The organism is Candidatus Deferrimicrobiaceae bacterium, from assembly GCA_036504035.1.
Lineage (GTDB): Bacteria > Desulfobacterota > Deferrimicrobia > Deferrimicrobiales > Deferrimicrobiaceae > JANXPS01.
Genome location: DASXVV010000014.1, coordinates 209015 through 230420 on the forward strand (window position 1 = coordinate 209015; position 21406 = coordinate 230420).

Sequence of the window (21406 nt, forward strand, 5' to 3'; positions counted from 1 at the left end):
AGATTAACGACCGTGATCGAACGATACTCAAAGCCCGAGATGGCGAAAATCTGGGAAGCGCAGAACCGCTTCAGCATCTGGCTCGACATCGAGATCATGGCGATGGAGGCGATGGTCGGCAAGGGCTGGATCCCGGCCGATGCGCTGGCCCGCGTCAAGAAGAAGGCGAAGTTCGACATCGCCCGCATCGACGAGATCGAGCTGAAGGTCAAGCACGACGTCATCGCATTCCTTACCTCCGTGGCCGAATACATCGGCGACGATTCCCGCTTCCTCCACATGGGCATGACCAGCTCCGACGTGCTCGACACGTCTTTCGCGGTCCAGATGCGCCAGGCGCTGACGCTCCTCATCAAGGAGTCCGAAAAGGTCTACGACGTACTCAGGAAGCGCGCGATCGAGCACAAGGACACGGTGATGATCGGCCGCAGCCACGGCATCCACGCCGAGCCGGTCACGTTCGGGATCAAGCTCGCCCTCTGGGCCGACGAGATGCGGCGCAATATCAAGCGGCTCAAGAGCGCGCGTGAGACCATCTCCGTAGGCAAGCTCTCCGGCGCGGTGGGCACGTTCGCCAACATCGACCCCTTCGTCGAGGAATACGTCTGCAAGAGGCTGGGCCTCAAGCCCGCCCCCGTTTCGACCCAGATCATCCAGCGCGACCGTCACGCCGAGGTGTTCGCGACCATCGCGGTCGTCGGCTCCTCGCTCGACAAATTCGCCGTCGAGATCCGTCATCTGCAGCGGACCGAGGTGCTCGAAGCCGAGGAATATTTCTCCGAGGGGCAAAAAGGCTCCTCGGCGATGCCCCACAAACGAAACCCGGTGCTCTCCGAGAACATCTCAGGATTGTCCCGTCTGCTGCGCGGCTACTCCGTCACCGCGATGGAAAACGTGGCGCTCTGGCACGAGCGCGACATCAGCCACTCGTCGGCCGAGCGGGTGATCGCCCCCGATGCGACGATCGTCCTCCACTTCGCCCTCTGCCGTTTCCGCGGGCTCATCGAGAAACTGATCGTCTATCCCGAGCGGATGCTCGAGAACCTCGATCGAACGCACGGCCTTCTCTACTCGCAGCGGGTGATGCTGGCGCTGGCCGCCAAGGGGCTCTCCCGCGAGCGCGCCTACGAGACCGTGCAGAAGCCGGCGATGGCGTGCTGGCGCACCGGAACGCCGCTCAAAACGCTCCTCTGGAAAGAGAAGACGGTCCGCGAGCTGCTCTCGAAGGAAGAGTTCGAGGGGCTCTTCGATATCGGCTATTACCTCAAGAACGTCGACTACATCTTCGACCGCGTGTTCGGCGGCAAGGGAGGCAAGGCGTGAAGGCGCGAATCTACGTCACGCTCAGAAAAGGGGTTCTCGATCCGCAGGGGAAGGCGATCCAGCGGTCGCTCTCGCACCTGGGCATGGCGGGGGTCGACGAGGTACGCGTCGGCAAGTTCATGGAAGTCACGCTCGCCGAGATGAGCCGGCCCGAGGCCGAGAAGCTGCTCGACGAGGCCTGCCGGCGCCTGCTTGCGAACACGGTCATCGAAGACTACCGGTTCGAGATCGAAGGGTGACGACGCAGATGAAAATCGCGGTGCTCGTCTTCCCAGGCTCCAACTGCGACCACGACGCGTACCATGCGCTCAAACATGTGGTCTCCGCCGACGCGCAGTTCGTCTGGCACAAGGAAGGGTCGCTATCCGGCTTCGACGGCGTGGTCATCCCCGGCGGCTTCACCTACGGGGACTACCTCCGGACCGGCGCGCTCGCAAAGCTGTCTCCGGTCATGGGCGCGGTGCGCCGCTTCGCCGACGGCGGCGGCCCGGTCATCGGTATCTGCAACGGTTTCCAGATCCTGCTCGAGGCGGGGCTGCTGCCGGGCGCGATGATCGTCAACGAGTCGCTCAAGTTCGTCTGCGACTACGTCACGCTGCGAACCGAGTCGTCGCGCACGCCGTTCACGGCCGCCATTCCCGAAGGGACCGTGCTCCGCATCCCGGTCGCCCATTACCAAGGCAACTATTATGCCGACGACGAGACGATCCGGCGGGTCGAGGGCAACGGCCAGGTGGTGTTCCGTTACTGCGACGCCGAGGGCAACGTCACCCTCGAGGCCAACCCCAACGGGTCGATCAGCAGCATCGCCGGCATCTGCAGCGAGAAGGGCAACGTCCTGGGAATGATGCCGCACCCCGAGCGGTGCACCGAACCCGAGATGGGCAGTGCCGACGGACGGCGGCTGTTCGATTCGATGCTTTCCTGGATCAAGGAGAACGCCCGATGAAGGACGTCGTCGTCACGCCCGAGATCGCGAAAGAGCACGGCCTCACGGCCGACGAATATGCCCGCATCCGGTCGACGCTGGGCCGCGATCCCAACATCACCGAACTGGGCATCTTCTCGGTCATGTGGAGCGAGCACTGCTCCTACAAGAGCTCCCGCATCCACCTGCGCAAGTTCCCCACCAAGGGGCCGCGCGTCCTGCAGGGCCCGGGCGAGAATGCCGGCATCGTCGACATCGGCGACAACCTGGCCGTCTGCTTCAAGATGGAGAGCCACAACCACCCGTCGTTCATCGAGCCGTACCAGGGTGCGGCGACCGGGGTCGGCGGCATCCTGCGCGACGTCTTCACGATGGGGGCACGGCCGATCGCATCGCTCAACTCGCTGCGCTTCGGGCGCCCGGACCACCCGCGCACACCGTATCTGGTCGAGGGGGTCGTTTCCGGCATCGCCGGATACGGCAACTGCATCGGCGTCCCGACGGTCGGCGGCGAGGTCCACTTCGACGCGTGCTACGACGGCAACATTCTGGTCAACGCCTTCACGCTCGGCGTCGTCCGGCATGACCGCATCTTCCGCGGCTACGCCAAGGGAATCGGCAATCCGATCATCTACGTCGGCTCCAAGACCGGGCGCGACGGGATCCACGGCGCCACGATGGCGTCGGGCGAGTTCGACGAGAAATCCGAGGAGAAACGGCCCACCGTGCAGGTGGGCGATCCCTTCACCGAGAAGCTGCTGCTCGAGGCATGCCTCGAGCTGATGAAGAGCGACGCCGTCGAGGGGATCCAGGACATGGGCGCGGCCGGCCTCACCTCGTCGACGTTCGAGATGGCGTCGCGCGCAGGCACGGGCTTCATCATGGACCTCGACAAGGTTCCCCAGCGCGAGGCGGGAATGACGGCCTACGAGCTGCTCCTCTCCGAATCGCAGGAGCGGATGATCATCGTCGCCCACCAGGGGCGCGAACAGGAAGTGCTCGACATCTTCGAGAAGTGGGATCTCGATGCCGCGGTCATCGGCGAGGTGACCGCCGATGGGATCGGGCGCATCCGGATGGGGGGCGCGACCGTCGCCGAGGTCCCGATCTCCGCCGTCACCGACGAGGCGCCGGTCTACGACCGGCCTGCCGAGCGGCCATCCTGGCAGGACGACCTCAACCGGCTCGATCCGTCGTCGCTGCCGGCGCCTTCCGACCTCTCCGAGACGTGGATGCATCTCGCGAGCTGTCCCGAGATGGCCGACAAGCGGTGGGTCTATCGCCAGTACGATTACATGATCCGCACCAACACGCTCGTCGCCCCCGGCTCCGACGCCGCGGTGCTTCGAATCAAGGGCACCCGCAAGGCGGTCGCGATGTCTTCCGACTGCAACAGCCGCTATTGCTACCTGGACCCGTTCGTCGGAGGTATGCTTGCCGTCTGCGAAGGTGCGCGCAACGTCGCCTGCTCCGGTGCCGTGCCGATCGGACTCTCCGACTGCCTCAACTTCGGCAACCCCGAGAAGCCAGAGATCATGTGGCAGCTCCGGTCCGCGATCGAGGGGATGGCGAAGGCGTGCGAGGCGCTGTCGATCCCGGTCGTATCCGGGAACGTCTCCCTCTACAACGAGACGATGGGAAAGGGGATCCACCCGACACCTACCTGCGCCACCGTGGGGCTTCTCGAAGATGCCGACGACCGCATCGTCTCCTGGTTCCGCGCTGCGGGAGACCTGGTCTTCCTGGCGGGCGGCGACCGGGTCGACGTCGAGCTGGGCGGCTCCCTCTACCTCAAGGAAGTGCACGGCAAGATCGCGGGAACGCCGCCGGCTGCAGACCTCGACCACGAGAGGCGGCTGTGCGCCTTCCTCAAGGCCGCCGCTTCCCGGCGACTCCTCGCGTCGGCGCACGACCTGTCCGAGGGGGGGCTCGCGTGCGCCTTGGCCGAGTGCTGCATCACCAGGCCGGACGGTCCGATCGGCGCAACGGTTTCGAACCCGTTCCCCGCCAGCGTCCGCCCCGACTTCGCGCTGTTTTCCGAGAACCAGGGACGGGTCATGGTTTCCTGCCGCCCCGAAGACGCCGCTGCGCTGGAAGAAGCCGGGGCGGGTTATCATATAAAGATGGTCAAACTGGGAACCGTCGGGGGCGACACCATCGCCGTCGCCGACATCGCCCGGCTCAACGCAGTCGAGACGCACAAGGCCTGGCGCGAAGGATTCGAAAACGCGCTCGGCTTCGGGGAGTAGGTCAACTTTATGTCCTTCAAGGATGAATGCGGCGTTTTCGGCGTCTTCGGGCATCCAGAAGCCGCCAATCTGGCCTACCTCGGGCTTTATGCCCTGCAGCATCGGGGGCAGGAAAGCGCGGGCATCGCCAGCACCGACGGCGGCGTGATCACGTTCCACAAGGAGATGGGGCAGGTCGCCGACATCTTCTCCGAAGATATCCTGGCCCGGCTACCCGGCGATTGCGCCATCGGGCACGTCCGCTATTCCACCACCGGTAGCTCCGAGCTCAAGAACGCACAGCCCTTCGTGGTCGATTTCGAGAGCGGGTCCATCGCGATCGCACACAACGGCAACCTCGTCAACGCCCAGCAGATCAAGCGCGAACTCGAGATCAACGGATCGATCTTCCAGTCCACGATGGACACCGAGGTCATCATCCATCTCATTGCGCTGTCCAGGCGCGAGACGATCGAGGAACGGATCGGCGAGGCGCTATCCCGGGTGCGCGGCGCCTATTCGCTGGTTTTCCTCCTGCCCGACAAGCTGATCGCCGTCCGCGACCCCCAGGGTATCCGCCCGCTCGTGATCGGCACCATCAAGGGCGGCGGCCATGTCGTTGCTTCCGAGTCGTGCGCTCTCGACCTCATCGAAGGCACCCTTCTCCGGGATGTCGCGCCGGGCGAGATGGTCGTCATCGACCGGGACGGGGTCCGGTCTCTCATGCCGTTCCCCCACGTTGCGCCCCACTTCTGCGTGTTCGAATACATCTATTTCGCCCGGCCCGATTCCGTGATGTCCGGCACCTCGATCTACGAAGTGCGCAAGCGGATGGGGCACCGACTCGCCATCGAGAACCCCGTGGATGCCGACATCGTCATCCCGGTGCCCGACTCCGGCGTTCCGGCGGCCATCGGCTTTTCCGAGGAATCGGGGATCCCCTTCGAGATGGGGCTCATCCGGAACCACTACGTGGGGCGTACATTTATCGAGCCGCAGCAGTCCATCCGTCACTTCGGCGTCAAGATCAAGCTCAACGCGATCCGTGACGTGGTCGAGGGCAAGCGGGTGGTGGTGGTCGACGATTCGATCGTGCGAGGCACGACCGGCCGGAAGATCATCAAGATGATCCGGACCGCCGGGGCGAAGGAGATCCATCTCCGGATCAGCTCCCCGCCCACGACCTTCCCGTGCTTCTACGGCATCGACACCCCGTCACGCCGCGACCTGATCGCGGCCACCCATTCGCTCGACGAGATCAACACGTACCTCACCTCCGACTCGCTCGGATATTTGAGCATGGAAGGGCTGCACGCCTGCGTCCCCGATGGGGCGAGGGGGGGATACTGCCACGCCTGTTTTTCCGGGGACTACTCCGTCCCGCTCGAGGAGGCCGATGCCGAGGAGCAGTTACCTCTGTTCCGCGGGTCGGTCCACGTCTAGCGAGACAACCCCGATCAAAATCTTCCCCTGAAACGGAGGACGCACGCGTCATGACCGACGAACGGAAACGGTATCTCGCCATCCTGAAGGAAAAGAGCTACGAAAAGCGGAAGGTCACCCTGTCTTCGGGGCGAGAGTCCGATTTCTACATCGATTGCAAGCAGTCCACGCTCGATGCCGAAGGAGCGATGCTGACCGGGCGTCTGCTGTGCGACCTGCTGGCGAACGGCGCCCCGGTCGAGGCGGTGGGCGGTATCACGCTGGGCGCCGATCCGATCGTCACGGCGGTGTCGCTGACCAGCGCGCTTCGGGGGACGCCGATCCCGGCGTTCATCATCCGCAAGGAGCCCAAGAAGCACGGGACAGCGCAATGGATCGAAGGGGGCAGGAACCTGCGTCCCGGCATGAAGGTCGCCATCGTCGAGGACGTTGTCACCACGGGGGCTTCCACCATCAAGGCGATCGACCGGGCGATCGAATCCGGCCTCGACGTTGCGCGGGTGATCACGCTCGTCGACCGGAACGAGGGCGGCGCCCGCACGCTGGCCGACAAGGGTTACAAGCTCGAGGCGCTGTTCCTCAAAGAGGACGTCGAAAATGCATGACCCCGGTCATCTCGGGAAAACGGGGCGTTCGTTTCCGCTGATCGCCGGGCTGGCTGCGGTCGTCGCGATCGCCGGGGCGCTGTCCTTCGGCTGCGGCCCGCGCGTCACGACGCTCTACGAGAAGGTGCTGGGATCTCCCAGCTACTCCCGGGTCACCGAGGCGCTGACGCGTACCCGCGAGGTCAGGGACGGTCTCGACACCCGATTCATCCTGTCGGCGACCTGGCTGTCGCCCGAGTGGATCACCGCATTTTCCGAGGAATACGCCAACATCTACTACCTCGACCCGGTTCGCAAGGATCGCGTGGTCGGCGAATGGAAGGGCGAGTCCGCGAAGTACGCACGCTTTTTCTTGTCGCTCTCGACGCCCGACGACAAGACCAACGACCTCGAAAAATCGGGCACGCTCTGGAGCCTCCGGTTGGTGGGTGCCGACGAGAAGGACTACCAGCCGGTCTACGTCCGGGCGTCGTCCCTCAAGCCCGAGGAGGTCGCGCGCTTCTTTCCGTACGCCGGCGCCTGGTCCAGGACCTACGAGGTGGCTTTCCCGAAGGAGGCAGTCGATCAGACGATCGCCAAGCCGGGAGAGCCGAGGATGAAGCTCGTCCTGTCGGGCGTGCAGGGACGCGCGGTTCTCGTCTGGGAGCAATGAGATAAAAAAGGGGGGCCAAGGCCCCCCCTTTTGCATGCCGGATCAGATCCGGCGGCGCTTGATGGTGGTGTCGCGACGCCAGTTCTCGTCGTCGACATGCGGATAGTTGATCGTGGTGTGAAGCCCCCGGCTTTCCTTTCTCTGCATGGCGCATCGCACGATCAGCTCGGCCACCGTGCACAGGTTACGCAACTCGAGCAGGTCGCCCGTCAGCTTGAAATTCCAATAATATTCCGCGATCTCCCGCTTGAGCATCTCGATCCTGTCGAGTGCCCTCAGCAACCGCTTGTCGGAGCGGACGATCCCGACGTAGTTCCACATGATCCGGCGAAGCTCGTCCCAGTTCTGGGTGACGACGACCGCCTCGTCGGAGTCCTGCGCTTTCCCGGAATCCCACTTGGGGACGGTCAGTTTCTTGGGATGCTTCCCCTTGTAGGCCTCGGTGGCCCGCTTCAGCGCCTGGTCGGAGAACACCAGCGCTTCGAGCAGCGAGTTTGAGGCGAGACGGTTTGCGCCGTGCAGGCCGGTGCAGGCACATTCGCCGATCGCGAACAGGCGCGGCACGTCGGTCTCGCCCCACAGGTTGGTCTGGATGCCGCCGCACAGGTAGTGGGCGGCAGGGACCACCGGCAGCCCCTCCTTCGTCATGTCGATCCCGAAGGAGAGACAGGTGCTGTAGATGTTCGGGAATCGGTCCTTGATGAACTTCGCTCCCTTTTTCGTGATGTCGAGGTAGACGCAGTCGGCGCCGGTCCGCTTGAGCTCGGTGTCGATCGCACGGGCGACGATGTCGCGGGGGGCCAGCTCGGCCATCGGGTGCTGGCCGACCATGAAGCGCTTCCCTTCGCGGTTGACCAGGACCGCGCCTTCGCCGCGCACCGCCTCGGAGATGAGGAACGACTTGGCGTGCGGGTGGTACAGGCAGGTCGGGTGGAACTGGACGAATTCCATGTTCGCGATCGTCGCGCCGGCCCGCCAGGCGAGCGCGATGCCGTCGCCCGTGGCGATGTCGGGGTTGCTGGTGTAGAGATAGACCTTGCCGGCCCCCCCGGTGGCCAGGATCGTGGCATCGGCCGTGAAGGTGTGGACGGCGCCGGTATCCTGGTCGAGTGCGTAGACGCCGATCACTTCGTCGGCAACCGTCGGGTCGAACGATTCGATCTTGTGCCGGGTGATCAGGTTGATGGCGGCGTGGTTCTCGAAGACCCGGATCTTCTTGTTCTCCCGCACCCTCGCCAGCAACGCCTGCTCGACCTCGCGCCCTGTGAGGTCCTTCGCGTGGAAGATCCGGCGCTGGGAGTGCCCGCCCTCGCGGCCGAGATCGTATTCCTTGGCGGTCTTGCTGCGGGTGAAGCGGACGCCCCAGTCGATCAGCTCGCGGATGCGGGCCGGGGCGTTGCGGACGACCAGCTCGACCGTGTCCTCGTGGCAGATGCCCGCGCCGGCCACGTGCGTATCCTGGATGTGCGACTCGAAGGTGTCTTCGCCGCTCCAGACCGTCGCGATGCCGCCCTGGGCATAGTTGGTGCTCGATTCGTCCGCCGCACGCTTCGTGATGATGGTCACCGTGCCCTTGTCGGCCGCCCGGAGCGCGAAGCTCAATCCGGCGATTCCGCTGCCGATGACCAGAAAGTTCGAGTTTTTTTCCATAAGGGTACGCCTCCGGTTCGAATCTCCGCGCGTTGACACGGGAAAAGGGGATCATCTAGAATGATTGTCATGAAGGTCCTGAAGTTCTTTATAATCTCATTCTTCCTGTTTTGTCCAACGCTGGTCATTGCCGATATCTATCGCAGCGTCGATCAGGACGGCGTCGTCTGCTTCACCAACCACCCATCGGGCGGTGCTGAACTCGTCGTCAAGGAAGGGCCCAAGGAACTTCCGGCGACCGGCGCTCCTTCGCCCACCTCGTCCTCCGCTTCGTCCGCCAATGCCTGGATGTTCGACTACGCCGACCGCTACTCGCGCGCTCACAAGCTTCCCCCCGCCCTGGTCAAGGCCATCCTCAAGGCCGAATCCAACGGGCGACGGCTTGCGGTTTCGAGCAAGGGCGCCAAGGGCTGCATGCAGCTGATGCCGTTCACGTCGAGGCGATTCAAGGTCACCGACCCGTTCGACCCGATCCAGAACATCGAGGGCGGCATCCTTTACATCAAGGAGTTGCTGACGCTCTTCCAGGGTGACCTGGTCAATACCGTCGCCGCTTACAACGCCGGTCCCGGCGCCGTCCGGAAATATCGCGGCGTTCCCCCTTATGCAGAGACGCGCGGGTACGTCAAGCGGGTGATGTCGCTCTATCGCCAGTACGCGCTTGCCGGATGAGCAAACCGGCCCGGCTGAACGCTGCCAATCTCCTCACGCTGTTCCGGATCATGACCGTTCCCGTGGTCGTCCTGCTTCTCCTGACGCCCGACGACAAGGAGATCTCGTTCGACCGGTCCATCATCGCCTTTTCCCTGTTCACCGTCGCCTCCATCACCGACCTGTTCGACGGATGGGTCGCGCGTCATTACCAGATGGTCACTGCGCTCGGCAAACTGCTCGATCCGCTGGCCGACAAGCTGCTCGTCTGCTGCGCGATGGTCATGCTGATTCCCCCCGGACGCGTCCAGGCGTGGGTCGTGGCCATCATCGTGGCGCGCGAGATCGGCGTGACCGCGCTTAGAGGCGTCGCAACGACCGAGGGGCTGGTCATCGCGGCTTCCCCCCTGGGCAAAGCCAAGAGCCTGCTCCTCACGCTTGGCGTCGGCGCCCTCACACTCCATTACCCCATATTCGGGCTCGACACGGTCTGGAACCCCACGCTCGCCGAGTGGGGGAGGGGGTTCGATCAGGTTGGCCTCCCCGCGACCAACTTCGTCGAACTGTTCGGGATGACGTTCCTGATGGCGGGGCTTGTGATGACGGCCTGGTCCGGCATCGACTACTTCCTCCGGTTTGTCGGGGAAATCTTCAAGAAGTGACGGAGAGGCTTGACAAGGTCCCCTGCCATTTAATAGAATCGTTGGACTCGAACGCGGGCGTAACTCAGCGGTAGAGTGCGACCTTGCCAAGGTCGAAGTCGCGAGTTCAAATCTCGTCGCCCGCTCCATCGATTGCCAAAAGCCCCGGCGCCTGCGCGCCGGGGCTTTTTCCGTACAGTCGACGGCCTCCTTTGTTTCGGTATAGAATGCCCGGATGTCTTCGTCCCGGAAATCAATCCCAGTCATCCGTTTCATCCTTCTTGGGTTCTTCCTGGGCGTCGCGGTTGCCGCGGCGGGCTGCGGCGGCGAGGGTAAGTCTTCGCAGGTGAGCGGAACCCCGAAAACGGCCGCTCCGCGGGCCGTCCACGTCGCCGCCGCTTCCGAAGGGCGCCTGCCGCGCACGGTGAGCGTCACGGGCACGCTCGCGGCCGACGAGGAAATGACGGCGGGGTTCAAGGTCGACGGACGCATCAGCGAGGTTCGGGTCGACCTCGGAAGCATCGTCCGGAAGGGACAGCTCCTCGCCCGGCTCGACCCGACCGATTTCCGGCATCGGGTCGACCAGGCCGAGGCGGCGCTTCGCCAGGTCCGGGCAGGGCTAGGCATGCTGCCCGATGGCGGAAATGACCGGGTCGATCCTGAGAAAACAGGCCAGGTCCGCGAGGCGCGTGCGGTGCTCGACGAGGCGCGGCTGAGCCGCAACCGGATGGCCGAGCTTTTGGAAAAGGGATTCATCTCGAAGGCCGAATACGATGCGTCGCTGTCCCGGCTGCAAGTGGCAGAAGGGAAGCACCAGACCGCGGTCGACGATGTCATGAACCGGCTCGAGGTGCTGGCCGAACGGAAATCCGCGCTGGCGCTGGCACGCCAGCAGCTTGCCGATACCGAGCTGCGCGCGCCGATCGACGGGGCTGTCCGCGACAAGCAGTCCTCCGTCGGTGTCTACCTCGTTGCCGGGTCGCCTGTCGTGGGACTGGTCCGGATGAATCCGCTCCGGCTTCGACTGGCCGTGCCCGAGCGCGACGCGGGCGCCATTCGGGCCGGGCAGGAGGTTCGCGTAAGACCCGAGGGCGATCCCGGGGAACACATGGGGCGCCTGACCCGCATCAGCCCAGCCATCCAGGAACAGAACCGCACGCTGGCCGTGGAGGCCGAGCTTCCGAATCCCGGGAATCGCCTGCGTCCGGGAGCCTTCGCCCGGGCCGAGATCGTGGTGTCGGCTGCGAACACCACGGTGCTGGTTCCGTCTTCCGCGATCGTGACTTTCGCCGGCATCGAGAAGGTGATGTCGGTCAAGGACGGAAAGGCCGTCGAAAAGCGCATCCGGACCGGGCGACGCACCGGAGACCGGGTCGAGATCCTCGAAGGGCTTTCGGCGGGCGAACCCGTCGTGACCGATCCCGGTACGCTTGCCGGCGGCCAGCCCGTCGTCATCAAGCCGTAGCGCCGATCCACCATGCAAAAACTGGCCGAACTCTGCATCCGTCGCCCCGTCTTCGCGACGATGCTGATCCTGGCGCTGGTTGTCGTCGGGCTCGCCGGCTATTCCCGGCTGGGCGTCGACCGGTTCCCGTCGGTCGATCTTCCGACGGTTTCCGTCCGGACCAATCTTCCAGGCGCCACGGCCGAAGAAGTCGAGAACCAGGTCTCCCGCCGGATCGAAGACGCCGTCAACACCGTGGCCGGGATCGACGAGCTGCGCTCGTCGTCGGGTCCGGGCTCTTCGAACGTCACCATCACGTTTGCGCTCGACCGGGACATCGAGTCGGCCTCCCAAGACGTGCGCGACCGGGTCGGGACTATCCTGCGCGACCTGCCCCAGGACGCGACCCCCCCGCAGATTTCCAAGGTCGACAACGACCAGCAGCCGGTGCTGACGCTGGCGTTGTCCGGAGACCGGTCGCTGCGCGAGCTGACCGAGCTGGCCGACAAGGTCGTCAAGGTCCGCCTCGAGCGATCCTCGGGCGTCGGCGAGGTGAAGATCGTCGGCGGGCTTTCACGCGCGGTCAAGATCTGGGTCGAGGCCGACCGGCTGGCCGCGTTTCGGCTGCCGATCACCACGGTTCGCGACGCGATCACCCGCCAGAATGCCGACGAACCCGGCGGAAACGTCACGCACGGCGCCCGGGAGGAGACCGTCCGGACGGTCGGGAAGCTGGTCGATCCGAGATCCTTCGACGACCTCACGATTGCGAACGTCGGCGGCTCGGCCATCCGGATCCGCGACATCGGCCGCGCCGAGGACGGCACCCAGGAGCAGCGCTCGACCTCGCGGCTCAACGGCGTGCCCACGGTGGTTCTCGAAGTTCGCCGCCAGTCCGGCGCCAATACCGTTGCCGTCATCGAAGGGGTGAAAAAAGCGATCGCTTCCGCCACCACGCTTCTCCCGCCGGGCGTCGGCGTCACCGTGATCCAGGACCAATCGCGCTACATCTACGCCGCGCTCCACGAGATCAACCTGCACCTGGTGCTCGGGAGCATCCTCGCCTCGCTCGTCGTGCTCGCGTTCATGCGCAGCATTCGATCGACGCTGATCGCCGCGGTGGCGATTCCCTGCTCGCTGATTTCGACCTTCGGGATGATGTGGGCGCTTCATTTCACGCTCAACAGCGTCACGATGCTCGCGCTCGTCTTGATGGTCGGCATCGTCATCGACGACGCGATCGTCGTCCTCGAGAACATCTTCCGCTTCATCGAGGAGAAGGGGATGCCGCCGTTCGAGGCGGCGCGCGCGGCGACAGCCGACATCGGGATGGCCGTGCTCGCCACGACTTTCTCACTGGTCGTTATTTTCGTCCCCGTGTCGTTCATGTCGAGCATCTCCGGGCGCTTCCTCTACCAATTCGGCATCACCGCGGCCGTCGCCGTCATGGTCAGCCTGCTCGTCTCCTTCACGTTGACGCCGATGTTGAGCGCCCGTTTCCTTCGGGCCGGAGGGAGCGGGACGCCCGAAGGGGGCGAGGCCGAGGGATCCCGGGGCGGTTTCTATGCCCGGCTCGATTCCGGCTACGTACGAGCGCTCTCGTTCTCGCTTCGGCATCGCGCGTTCATCGCGATCCTTGCGATCGTCGTCATCCTGGCAACGATTCCCCTGTATCGCGTGATCCGGCAGGACTACCTTCCGGGAAACGTCGACGAGGGGGAATTCAACGTCGGCGTGAACGCGCCGCAGGGGACCAGCCTGGCGAGCATGGACGAGATCCTGGTCCGGATCGATCACGAAATTCGGTCGGTTCGCGGAGTCAGGACCGTGCTTACGACATCGGGCGGCGGCTTCATGGGCGGCGTCAACGAGGGACGGATCTACGTCCAGATGGTGCCCCACGAGGAACGGGTCTTTTCCCTGACCCGGTTCGCAAAGGAGCTTTTCCGGGGAAGGCCGCAAGCCGCCTTCCGGGGGAACGTCGCCCAGCGCGAGGCCATGCAGGAAGTCCGGAAGAAGTTGAAGAAGTACCGGGATCTGCGCATCACCGTGCGAAACCTGACAGGGTTCAACATTGGCGGCGGAAGCGCCGACATCGATTTCGTGATCCGCGGTCCCGAGCTCGAACGGCTTTCGTCGTTCGCCGAACGTTTGCGCGATCGGTCCGAATCGCTCGGGTTGCTGGACGCCGACACGTCGATCAAGCTCGACAAGCCCGAGTTGCGGGTCATCCTCGACCGCGCGCGGGCCGATGACCTTGGCGTCAACCCCGAAAGCGTCGGGACGTCCGTTCGGCTCATGGTCGGAGGGGACGAGACGGTATCCCGCTTCCGGGACCCGTCCGTCAACGAGGATTACGATGTGCAGCTCCGGCTTCGCGAGGGAGACCGGGGCGATCCCGAGGCGCTCAGCCGGCTTTACGTCTTCGGGGCCAGCGGCGTCCCCCAGCAGATCGGCAACATCGCCCGGATCGAACGCGTACCCAGCGCCTCCCGGATCGACCGGACCGACCGGCAGCGGGAAATCCGGTTGCGCGCGACCGTGGCTCCCGGCTTCGCCCTGGCCGACCGCATCCAGGCGCTGCGGGACGAAGTGGCTTCCATGAACCTGCCCCCGGGCTATTCGACGAAAATATCCGGCCGGGGACGCGAGCTCGAACGGACGTTCGGCGAATTTATCTGGGCCTTCATGCTGTCGGTCGTCTTCATGTACATGATCCTCGCTGCTCAGTTCGAAAACCTGGTCCACCCGTTTACCATCCTGCTGTCGCTGCCGCTGTCCATTCCGTTTGCGCTGCTCTCGATCTGGCTGACCGGTGACACGCTGAATCTGTATTCGGCGCTCGGGATCCTCGTCCTGTTCGGAGTCGTCAAGAAGAACGCCATCCTGCAGATCGACCACATGAACAGCCTGCGGGCCGAGGGGATGGACCGGGCGGATGCGATCGTCCAGGGGAACCGGGACCGTCTCCGGCCGATCCTGATGACGACGATGACGTTCGTCGCCGGCATGATCCCGCTTGCGGTGGGGACCGGCCCCGGCGCCCAGGAGCGGCGGGCGATCGCGGTCGTCGTGATCGGCGGCCAGACGCTCTCGCTGCTCCTCACGCTGCTCGCCACTCCCGTCGTCTATTCGCTGCTCGACGACCTGGGCATCTCCCTCCGCCGGCGTGCGATCGTTCCCAGGGAAGAGTAGAATCAATCCATCTTCAAGCCGCCGGTCTCGGCGAAGGAGGGGATCATGGGCGCAACGCGTGGGTCGTGCCGGACCGTTCAGGTCGTGATGCTGGCGCTGTCGATCGTATGGGCGTTCGGAGGCTGCGGGGGTGGCGGATCCGCGGGCCAGGCCGGCGGTGCGGGAGCCTCGGCCAGCATTTCGATGGTTTCCGCGACGGCTTTCCCCGCCGCGACATCGTTCGCGACGACAGCCGATGTCGCCTCCGTATCCCCGGCCGCGGTTGCGACGACGTTCGACAATGTCCTGGTGGCCGTGACCCGGATCGCCCTGATTCCCTCCGGGGGAGCCGGGCTCCCCGACGTCAACGGCCAGCTGGAGGCGCAGAACAGCGCGTCGGAGGAAACTCCCGCCGGCGAAGGCGGGTTCGTGACGGTCACGCTGCCGTCGCCCGTCACGATCGACCTGATGCACCCGCCGACCGGCGTCCAGGCCGCAAAGTTGCTGAACAAGTTCGGGGATATCCCTGCCGGTAGTTATGGCAAGATCCGCATCTACTACGACAACGTCGTCGGCTGGTCGCAGGGGACTCCTACGCTGTTCCATTCCACGGCGCACTACCACTTCGACGTCCACTTCGTCGGCGGCGACCTGGTCATCCCGGTCGCGGCCAACGCGGTCGGTGGCGTTCGCTTTTTCGCCATCGACATCAAGCTGGTCGGGCTCCGGATCCAGCAGGCCGGCAACAGCGCTAACGTCCTGATCCGACCGCAGGTTTTCGCGACCGTCGGCCCGCCGAAGTATCTTGTCTCGGGGGTCGCCTCCGGCGTGAACTCCCTGACCGGCAACTTCGACATCCGAACCTCGGACAACCAGGTCTTCCATGCCCGGTTCGACGCGTCGACGGGCTGGCTCTTCCTGGACGGCCGCTTCGTGGCTCCCGATCCCGCGGTTGGCCCGGAAGCGCTCCGGGACACGGCGATCGTCGACGCGATCGGGACATTCCAGGCGGGGACCCTGGTCGCCGAAGAGGTGGGGATCGCCTTTCCCGCCGCCTTGAGCGGCATCGTCGCCGGCGGATGGCAGCCGGACAACACGTTTGTCCTGCGGCTTCCGGCCGACAACATCGTCCTGCCGCGCCCCTTCCGGCTTGCCGCCTTCTACGACGCGGCAGCGTTTCCGCATGAGCGCCTCCCGGATACGGCCGTCGTCGACAACGTATTCGTGAAGGCCCGGGGCTATCTCACGGCGGGGGGCATCGAGGCATTCTGGATTTCCATCGGGCCCTGATCTTTTCGTCAACGCGTCAGGGCGCATGCGGGAAAGATCGAGGAGGAAACAGTGGGAGAGTTGTCGAAGATCGAGTTGATCGTCCGCGACATGACGTGCGGGCACTGCGTCATGGCGGTCAAGAAGAGCCTGTCCTCGCTTCAGGGCGTCTCTTCCGTCGAGTTGACGCTCGACCCGCCGCGTGCCCGGATGATCATCGATCCGGACATGGTCTCGACTGACGCGCTCGTCGCCGCGACGACGGCCGAGGGGTATCCTTCCTCGGTCGTCAGGTAGCGGGCGCCGGTTCGTCGAGAACGCGCGCGAGATCGGCCGGATCGCGGATCGGCCCCGCGCAGGCGAGTCGTCGGCAGACATAGGCCGCCGTCTGGCCGCCCGGGACCGTCCTGCTCTCCAGCAGGGGGACAGGCGACGCTTCCCGCCCGGTTCCGCAGGCGACCACCATGTCGGGCCGATATTTTCCGAAGACGGCCTCCAGGAGCTTTCCTGGGTCCTCCCCGACGATCGCGACCTCGGCCGTCGGCGCATTCGCGAATTCGAGGGCGTTCAGCCAATGGGCGAACCCGAGGGGAAACTCGGCCATGAGCGGCCGGACCTGCGAGAGGGCCGATTCGGCGGCCTCCCGGTAACGCGCCTCGCCGGTGTATGCCGCCAGCCGTAGCAGCACCAGCGTGGCCATCGACCCGCCCGACGGCAAGGCGCCGTCCTGGATTTCCCGGGGCCGCACGATGAGCCTTTCATGGTCGTCGCTCGTATCGTAGAAGCCTCCGTGCTCATCGGCGAAGCGGGCGAGGATGACGTCCCCGATCGCCCGGGCCGAGAGGAACCAGCGCGGGTCGAAGGTGGCGTGGTAAAGCGCCAGGAGCCCATCCGCGACGTTGGCGTGGTCCTCGAGAACCCCGTCCGACGTTGCCATTCCCCCGCCAAAAGACCGGAACAAGCGCCCGGGCGCCTTTTGCATATGGCCCGTCAGGAACGCGGCGCAGGCCTCGGCGGCGGCCAGATAATCGGGACGCGCCAGGTCGCGACCCGCTTCCGCGAAAGCCGCCAGCATCAGCCCGTTCCAGCCCGCAAGCAACTTCCCGTCCCGCGCGGGAGGCACGCGTCGTTTCCGGGCATCGAAAAGCGCGCGGCGCATCCGCAAAAGCCGTGACTCGATGTCCTCCGGCGCCAGGCCGTGTCGCGCGGCCAGCGCGTCCGCGAGCCGGTCCACAAAGAGGATGTTCGCTCCCTCGAAGTTTCCCGCCGAAGTGACGCCGTAGGCGTCGAAAAAGAGCGCGGTGTCCTCCGGCCCGATCTTCGGCTTCGCGAAAGCCGCGAAAGCGGCACGGATGCCGTCGGGGGTCCAGAGATAGAAGCGGCCTTCCTCGCCTTCCGAATCGGCGTCCTGCGCCGAGCAGAATCCTCCGGAGGGGCCGGACATCTCGCGGATGACGTAATCGAGCGTCCCGGTCGCGATGCCACGGTACCGCGGGGCCCCGGTCACCTGCCACGCGTGCAGGTAGACCCGCGCAAGCAAGGCGTTGTCGTAGAGCATCTTCTCGAAGTGCGGGATGCGCCAGGCCTCGTCCGTGGCGTAGCGGTGGAATCCGCCGCCGACCTGGTCGTAAATGCCACCCCGTGCCATCGCGTCCAGCGTTCGGGTCGCCATGGACAGGGCGTGCGGATCGCCGGTCGCGAGGTGCCGCCGAAGGAGGAATTCGAGCGCCATCGTCTGGGGAAATTTCGGGGCGCCGCCGAAGCCTCCGTAACGGTCGTCGAAGGCATCGGCCATGCGCATTACCGCAGGAAACGCAGTGTCGCCGTCCCGCGGCCCCGCATCTCCCGCGACCGGAACCGCGGACTCGCGCAGCGCGGCGGCGACCTTTTCGCCCACGCCGGAAAGCTCCTCGCGACGCGTTCGCCACGCCTCGGCGACTTGCGCGAGCACCTCTTTGAATGCGGGCATCCCGTAAATTGGGCGGTCGGGGAAGTAGGTGCCGCCATAAAACGGCGCCCCTTCGGGGGTGAGGAACACGCTCATCGGCCACCCGCCCCGGCCGGTCATCGCCTGCACCGCGCGCATATAGACCGCATCGATGTCGGGACGCTCCTCGCGATCGACCTTGACGGCGACGAAGTTGCGGTTCAGGATCTCCGCAGTTTCAACGTTTTCGAAGCTCTCGTGTGCCATGACGTGGCACCAGTGGCAAGCCGAGTACCCGACGCTCAGGAAGATCGGCTTGTTCTCCTCGCGCGCCTTCCGGAACGCCTCGGCGCTCCAGGGGTACCAGTCGACCGGATTCCGTGCGTGCTGCAGCAGGTAGGGACTGGTCTCGCGCCCCAGCCGATTGCCCTTGGGATGAGCCGGTGCGGTTTCCGTCGTGGCGTGTTCGTTCGGTTTCATGCAGAATTGGATGAAACCGATCGGGGAGGTGGTTCTTGCGAGTGGCCATCGGATGCGATCATGCGGGATTCGAGCTGAAGCAACACGTGATGGGGTTCGCACGCGAGGCCGGCTGGGAAGCGATCGACCTGGGAACCCGGTCCGCCGAGCCGGTCGATTATCCCGATTACGCCGAGGCGGTCGGGATCGCCGTGCTTTCCGGAAGTGCGGAGCGCGGCATCCTGCTGTGCGGCAGCGGCGTCGGCGCGGCCGTGGCGGCCAACAAGCTTCCGGGAATCAGGGCAGGATTGTGCCACGACAACTATTCGGCCCACCAGGGGGTCGAACACGACGACATGAACGTACTCGTGATGGGCGGGCTGGTTATCGGGCGGGAACTCGCCCGCGAACTGGTCCGAACCTTTCTCGGGGCCGCCTACGACGGGTTGGATCGGCACCGGCGGCGACTCGACAAGATTCGAGTGCTCGAATCGAAATACGGGAAGGGAGGCGTGTCCGGAGTCTAGCGCGTCGGCTTGCCGACGATCGTGATCTCGTCGTCGCGAAGGACCACCTTGAACCCGTCCTGAAGCGCTTCGCATTTTTCGCAAAGCCACAACCCGGCATTCTGCGACATCCGGTTGACCGCCGGCAGCAGGGCGTCGAAATTGATCGAGACGATGAACTGACGCAACTGTTCCTGCTTTTCAGCGACCAGGTCGAGGCTCGGGAGCGTCTCGAGGAACTCGCCCCACGCACTCTTGGTCTCGCCCTCGATCTCGGACAACCCCAGCACTTCCCGAAGCTTCTGGATGACCTCGGCAGGCACCTTTTTCGCGTGGACCAGGACCTGTTCCATGAAAGCCCTCCTTTTCGTTCAAACCTTATTATGCGCCTGCCCACCATGAATTGCATCCGGTATCGCGCGTGCTTCGGATTCCCGGCTGGATTTCCGGCTTGACGCGATCGGCAGGAGCGCGCATAATGAATGAATGTTCATTTTATGGGAGTCGAGCGATGGAAAAATGTGACAAACGGGATGCCGTGATCCAGGCCGCCCTCGAGCTGGTGGCCGAGCACGGCTTCCACGGTGCGCCGATGGCGCTCGTGGCCGAGCGCGCCGGCGTCGCGGCGGGCACCATCTACTGCTACTTCAAGGGCAAGGACGAGCTCATGGTGGAAGCGTACCGGTCGCTCGAGGCCCGGATGCTGGCACGGGTGCTGTCGGGATATCCAAAAGGCCGGCCGGTCCGGGAGCGATTCCTCCACATCGGGCGTGGGGTTGCGCGCTACATGATCGATTGTCCGATAGAATTCCGCTTCATCGAGCAGTTCCACAACTCTCCCTACGGGGTCGACCACCGGCGGGAAAAGTTGCTCGGGGCAGGCGACGGGAACGTTGTGATCGAACTTCTGGAGGGCGCGCGCGGGGAACAGATCGTGAAGGACCTGCCGACGCCCGTCCTCTTCGCCCTAACATTCGGACCCCTCATCGCGGTCTGCCGCGACGCGATCCTCGGGTTCATCCAGCTCGACGATGCCCTGATCGACCGGTCGGTCGAAGCGTGCTGGGACGCCGTCCGGCGTTAGGAATCCCTCAAATGAGTGCAATAATAATGAATGATCATTCACATTTCAAGACGCAATTATCCGGAAAGCCGAGGTCATTTATGGGCACATTGAACCGAATCTCCCCGATCCTGACCGCCTCCCTCTTCCTCGCTGCCGTCGCCGGCCTGGCGGGTTGCGGCAAGCAGTCCTCCGCTTCGAAGACGCCGCCCCCGCCCTCCGAGGTCGCTTTCGTGACCATCACGCCGCAACGCGTCGCTTTGACGACCGAACTGCCCGGACGGACATCCCCATACCTCGTGGCCGAGGTCCGTCCTCAGGTCGGCGGGATCATCCTGAAACGGCGCTTCATCGAGGGATCGAACGTCAAGGCGGGCGAAGTCCTCTACGAGATCGACCCGAGCAGCTATCTCGCGGCCCAGGCGAACGCGAAGGCGACCCACGCCCGCGCGAAGGCGGGTCTCGCCAACGCGAGGGCGATGCTGACCAAGGCGAAGACCTCCCAGGCCAACGCGAAGGCGGCGGTGGCGCGTGCCGAGGCCAACGCCGTTCCGCTTCGCCTGAGAGCGGACCGGTTCAAGGACCTGGTGGCGATCAACGCCGTCAGCCGTCAGGATTACGATGACGCCGCCGCCGCCGTGCGGCAGGCCGATGCGGCGATCCAGGGCGCGCAGGCCTCGCTCGGCGGCACCGAGGCCGAGATCGAGGGCGCCGAAGCGTCGATCAAGGGTGCCGAAGCCGACATCCAGGGCGCCGAAGCGGCCATGGAAACGGCGCGGATCAACCTCGCCTACACGCGGGTGACGGCGCCGATTTCGGGCCGCATCGGGAAGTCCGCCGTGACGACAGGCGCCCTGGTGACGGCGAACCAGCCCGCCCCTCTGGCTACGATCCAGCAGCTCGCCCCCATCTATGTGGACGTAACCCAGTCCAGCGCAAACCTGATCCGGATTCAGCGGAACCTCGAATCTGGCCGCATGAAAAGGGGCGGAGGCCGGGCGGCGGTCAAGTTGCTTCTCGAGGACGGAACCCCGTATGCGCTCAAGGGAACACTCAGCTTCTCCGATGTCACGGTCGATCCCGGGACCGGGTCTGTCACTGTCCGCACCGTGTTCCCCAACCCGAAGGGCGTGCTTCTTCCGGGCATGTACGTTCGCGCTCTCGTCGAAGAAGGCGTGGCCGAGCGGGGGATCCTGGTTCCCCAGCGCGGCGTGACGCGCGATTCGTCGGGCAACGCCACGGCGCTCGTGGTCGGCGCCGGCGACAAGGTCGAGCCCCGGGTCATCAAAGTCTCCCGCGCCCTCGGCGACAACTGGCTCGTCGACGAAGGGCTCAAGAAGGGCGATCGCGTCATCGTCGAAGGGCTTCAGCGGGTGAGGCCGGGCGCCCCGGTCAAGGCGGTGCCGTTCGACGGCAAGTCGCCGGCCCACAAGTAGAGGAGAC

The 21406-nt window shown here is 65.0% G+C and carries 19 protein-coding genes and 1 tRNA gene; 17 read left to right on the forward strand and 3 right to left on the reverse strand.

The window, feature by feature from the left end:
- The first annotated feature begins 12 nt into the window (after positions 1-12).
- The 7 genes from purB to VGK27_13470 are packed head-to-tail and all read left to right on the forward strand — an operon-like array spanning position 13 to position 7179.
- Positions 13-1323, forward strand: coding sequence for an adenylosuccinate lyase (gene purB / locus VGK27_13440; GenBank protein ID HEY3491108.1), 1311 nt, complete (start codon positions 13-15; stop codon positions 1321-1323).
- Complete coding sequence (gene purS / locus VGK27_13445) at positions 1320-1562, forward strand: phosphoribosylformylglycinamidine synthase subunit PurS (GenBank protein ID HEY3491109.1); 243 nt, start codon at positions 1320-1322, stop codon at positions 1560-1562. The genes purB and purS overlap by 4 nt, the downstream gene beginning before the upstream one ends.
- Positions 1563-1570: 8 nt before the next feature.
- Positions 1571-2272, forward strand: coding sequence for a phosphoribosylformylglycinamidine synthase subunit PurQ (gene purQ / locus VGK27_13450; protein HEY3491110.1), 702 nt, complete (start codon positions 1571-1573; stop codon positions 2270-2272).
- Positions 2269-4500, forward strand: a complete 2232-nt coding sequence (purL, locus tag VGK27_13455; GenBank protein HEY3491111.1) for a phosphoribosylformylglycinamidine synthase subunit PurL — start codon at positions 2269-2271, stop codon at positions 4498-4500. Before purQ ends, purL begins: the two co-directional genes overlap by 4 nt.
- Positions 4501-4509: 9 nt before the next feature.
- Positions 4510-5922 (forward strand): amidophosphoribosyltransferase, encoded by a 1413-nt coding sequence (purF, locus tag VGK27_13460; protein ID HEY3491112.1) that lies wholly within the window; start codon positions 4510-4512, stop codon positions 5920-5922.
- Positions 5923-5972: 50 nt separating this feature from the next.
- Entirely contained in the window at positions 5973-6527 is a 555-nt protein-coding gene (pyrE, locus tag VGK27_13465; GenBank protein HEY3491113.1) for an orotate phosphoribosyltransferase, read from the forward strand.
- Entirely contained in the window at positions 6520-7179 is a 660-nt protein-coding gene (locus VGK27_13470; protein HEY3491114.1) for a hypothetical protein, read from the forward strand. The genes pyrE and VGK27_13470 overlap by 8 nt, the downstream gene beginning before the upstream one ends.
- 42 nt (positions 7180-7221) lie before the next feature.
- On the opposite strand, the gene nadB is transcribed toward VGK27_13470, so the two are convergent.
- On the reverse strand, positions 7222-8829 hold the full coding sequence (nadB, locus tag VGK27_13475; protein HEY3491115.1) for an L-aspartate oxidase: 1608 nt from the start codon (positions 8827-8829) through the stop codon (positions 7222-7224).
- A gap of 69 nt (positions 8830-8898) precedes the next feature.
- Between nadB and VGK27_13480 the strand changes: the two genes are divergently transcribed.
- The 7 genes from VGK27_13480 to VGK27_13510 all read left to right on the forward strand — a co-directional run bounded on the left by VGK27_13480 (position 8899) and on the right by VGK27_13510 (position 16305).
- On the forward strand, positions 8899-9501 hold the full coding sequence (locus VGK27_13480; protein ID HEY3491116.1) for a transglycosylase SLT domain-containing protein: 603 nt from the start codon (positions 8899-8901) through the stop codon (positions 9499-9501).
- Complete coding sequence (gene pgsA, locus VGK27_13485) at positions 9498-10142, forward strand: CDP-diacylglycerol--glycerol-3-phosphate 3-phosphatidyltransferase (GenBank protein ID HEY3491117.1); 645 nt, start codon at positions 9498-9500, stop codon at positions 10140-10142. Before VGK27_13480 ends, pgsA begins: the two co-directional genes overlap by 4 nt.
- 53 nt (positions 10143-10195) lie before the next feature.
- Positions 10196-10270, forward strand: a tRNA-Gly gene (locus VGK27_13490).
- A gap of 86 nt (positions 10271-10356) precedes the next feature.
- Entirely contained in the window at positions 10357-11586 is a 1230-nt protein-coding gene (locus tag VGK27_13495; protein HEY3491118.1) for an efflux RND transporter periplasmic adaptor subunit, read from the forward strand.
- 12 nt (positions 11587-11598) lie between these two features.
- The gene (locus tag VGK27_13500; GenBank protein HEY3491119.1) at positions 11599-14760 is read left to right on the forward strand and encodes an efflux RND transporter permease subunit; all 3162 of its coding nucleotides are present in this window, start codon (positions 11599-11601) and stop codon (positions 14758-14760) included.
- 45 nt (positions 14761-14805) lie between these two features.
- Complete coding sequence (locus VGK27_13505) at positions 14806-16029, forward strand: hypothetical protein (GenBank protein HEY3491120.1); 1224 nt, start codon at positions 14806-14808, stop codon at positions 16027-16029.
- A 51-nt stretch (positions 16030-16080) separates the two neighbouring features.
- Positions 16081-16305 (forward strand): cation transporter, encoded by a 225-nt coding sequence (locus VGK27_13510; GenBank protein ID HEY3491121.1) that lies wholly within the window; start codon positions 16081-16083, stop codon positions 16303-16305.
- Here the strand turns inward: VGK27_13510 and VGK27_13515 are convergent.
- Positions 16298-18415 (reverse strand): thioredoxin domain-containing protein, encoded by a 2118-nt coding sequence (locus tag VGK27_13515; GenBank protein HEY3491122.1) that lies wholly within the window; start codon positions 18413-18415, stop codon positions 16298-16300. The two genes, VGK27_13510 and VGK27_13515, sit on opposite strands and share 8 nt — an antisense overlap.
- A gap of 41 nt (positions 18416-18456) precedes the next feature.
- Here VGK27_13515 and rpiB point away from each other — a divergent pair, with 41 nt between their 5' ends.
- Positions 18457-18921 carry a ribose 5-phosphate isomerase B gene (gene rpiB / locus VGK27_13520; GenBank protein ID HEY3491123.1) on the forward strand — a complete coding sequence of 155 codons (465 nt, stop codon included), beginning with the start codon at positions 18457-18459 and terminating at the stop codon, positions 18919-18921.
- Here the strand turns inward: rpiB and VGK27_13525 are convergent.
- A complete protein-coding gene (locus tag VGK27_13525) occupies positions 18918-19253 on the reverse strand; it encodes a hypothetical protein (GenBank protein HEY3491124.1) in 336 nt (111 codons plus the stop codon). The genes rpiB and VGK27_13525 overlap by 4 nt on opposite strands.
- A 158-nt stretch (positions 19254-19411) precedes the next feature.
- On the opposite strand from VGK27_13525, the gene VGK27_13530 reads away from it, so the two are divergent.
- Both VGK27_13530 and VGK27_13535 read left to right on the forward strand, forming a co-directional pair.
- Complete coding sequence (locus VGK27_13530; GenBank protein HEY3491125.1) at positions 19412-19984, forward strand: TetR/AcrR family transcriptional regulator; 573 nt, start codon at positions 19412-19414, stop codon at positions 19982-19984.
- An 80-nt stretch (positions 19985-20064) separates the two neighbouring features.
- The gene (locus tag VGK27_13535; GenBank protein ID HEY3491126.1) at positions 20065-21399 is read left to right on the forward strand and encodes an efflux RND transporter periplasmic adaptor subunit; all 1335 of its coding nucleotides are present in this window, start codon (positions 20065-20067) and stop codon (positions 21397-21399) included.
- Positions 21400-21406 lie beyond the last annotated feature (7 nt).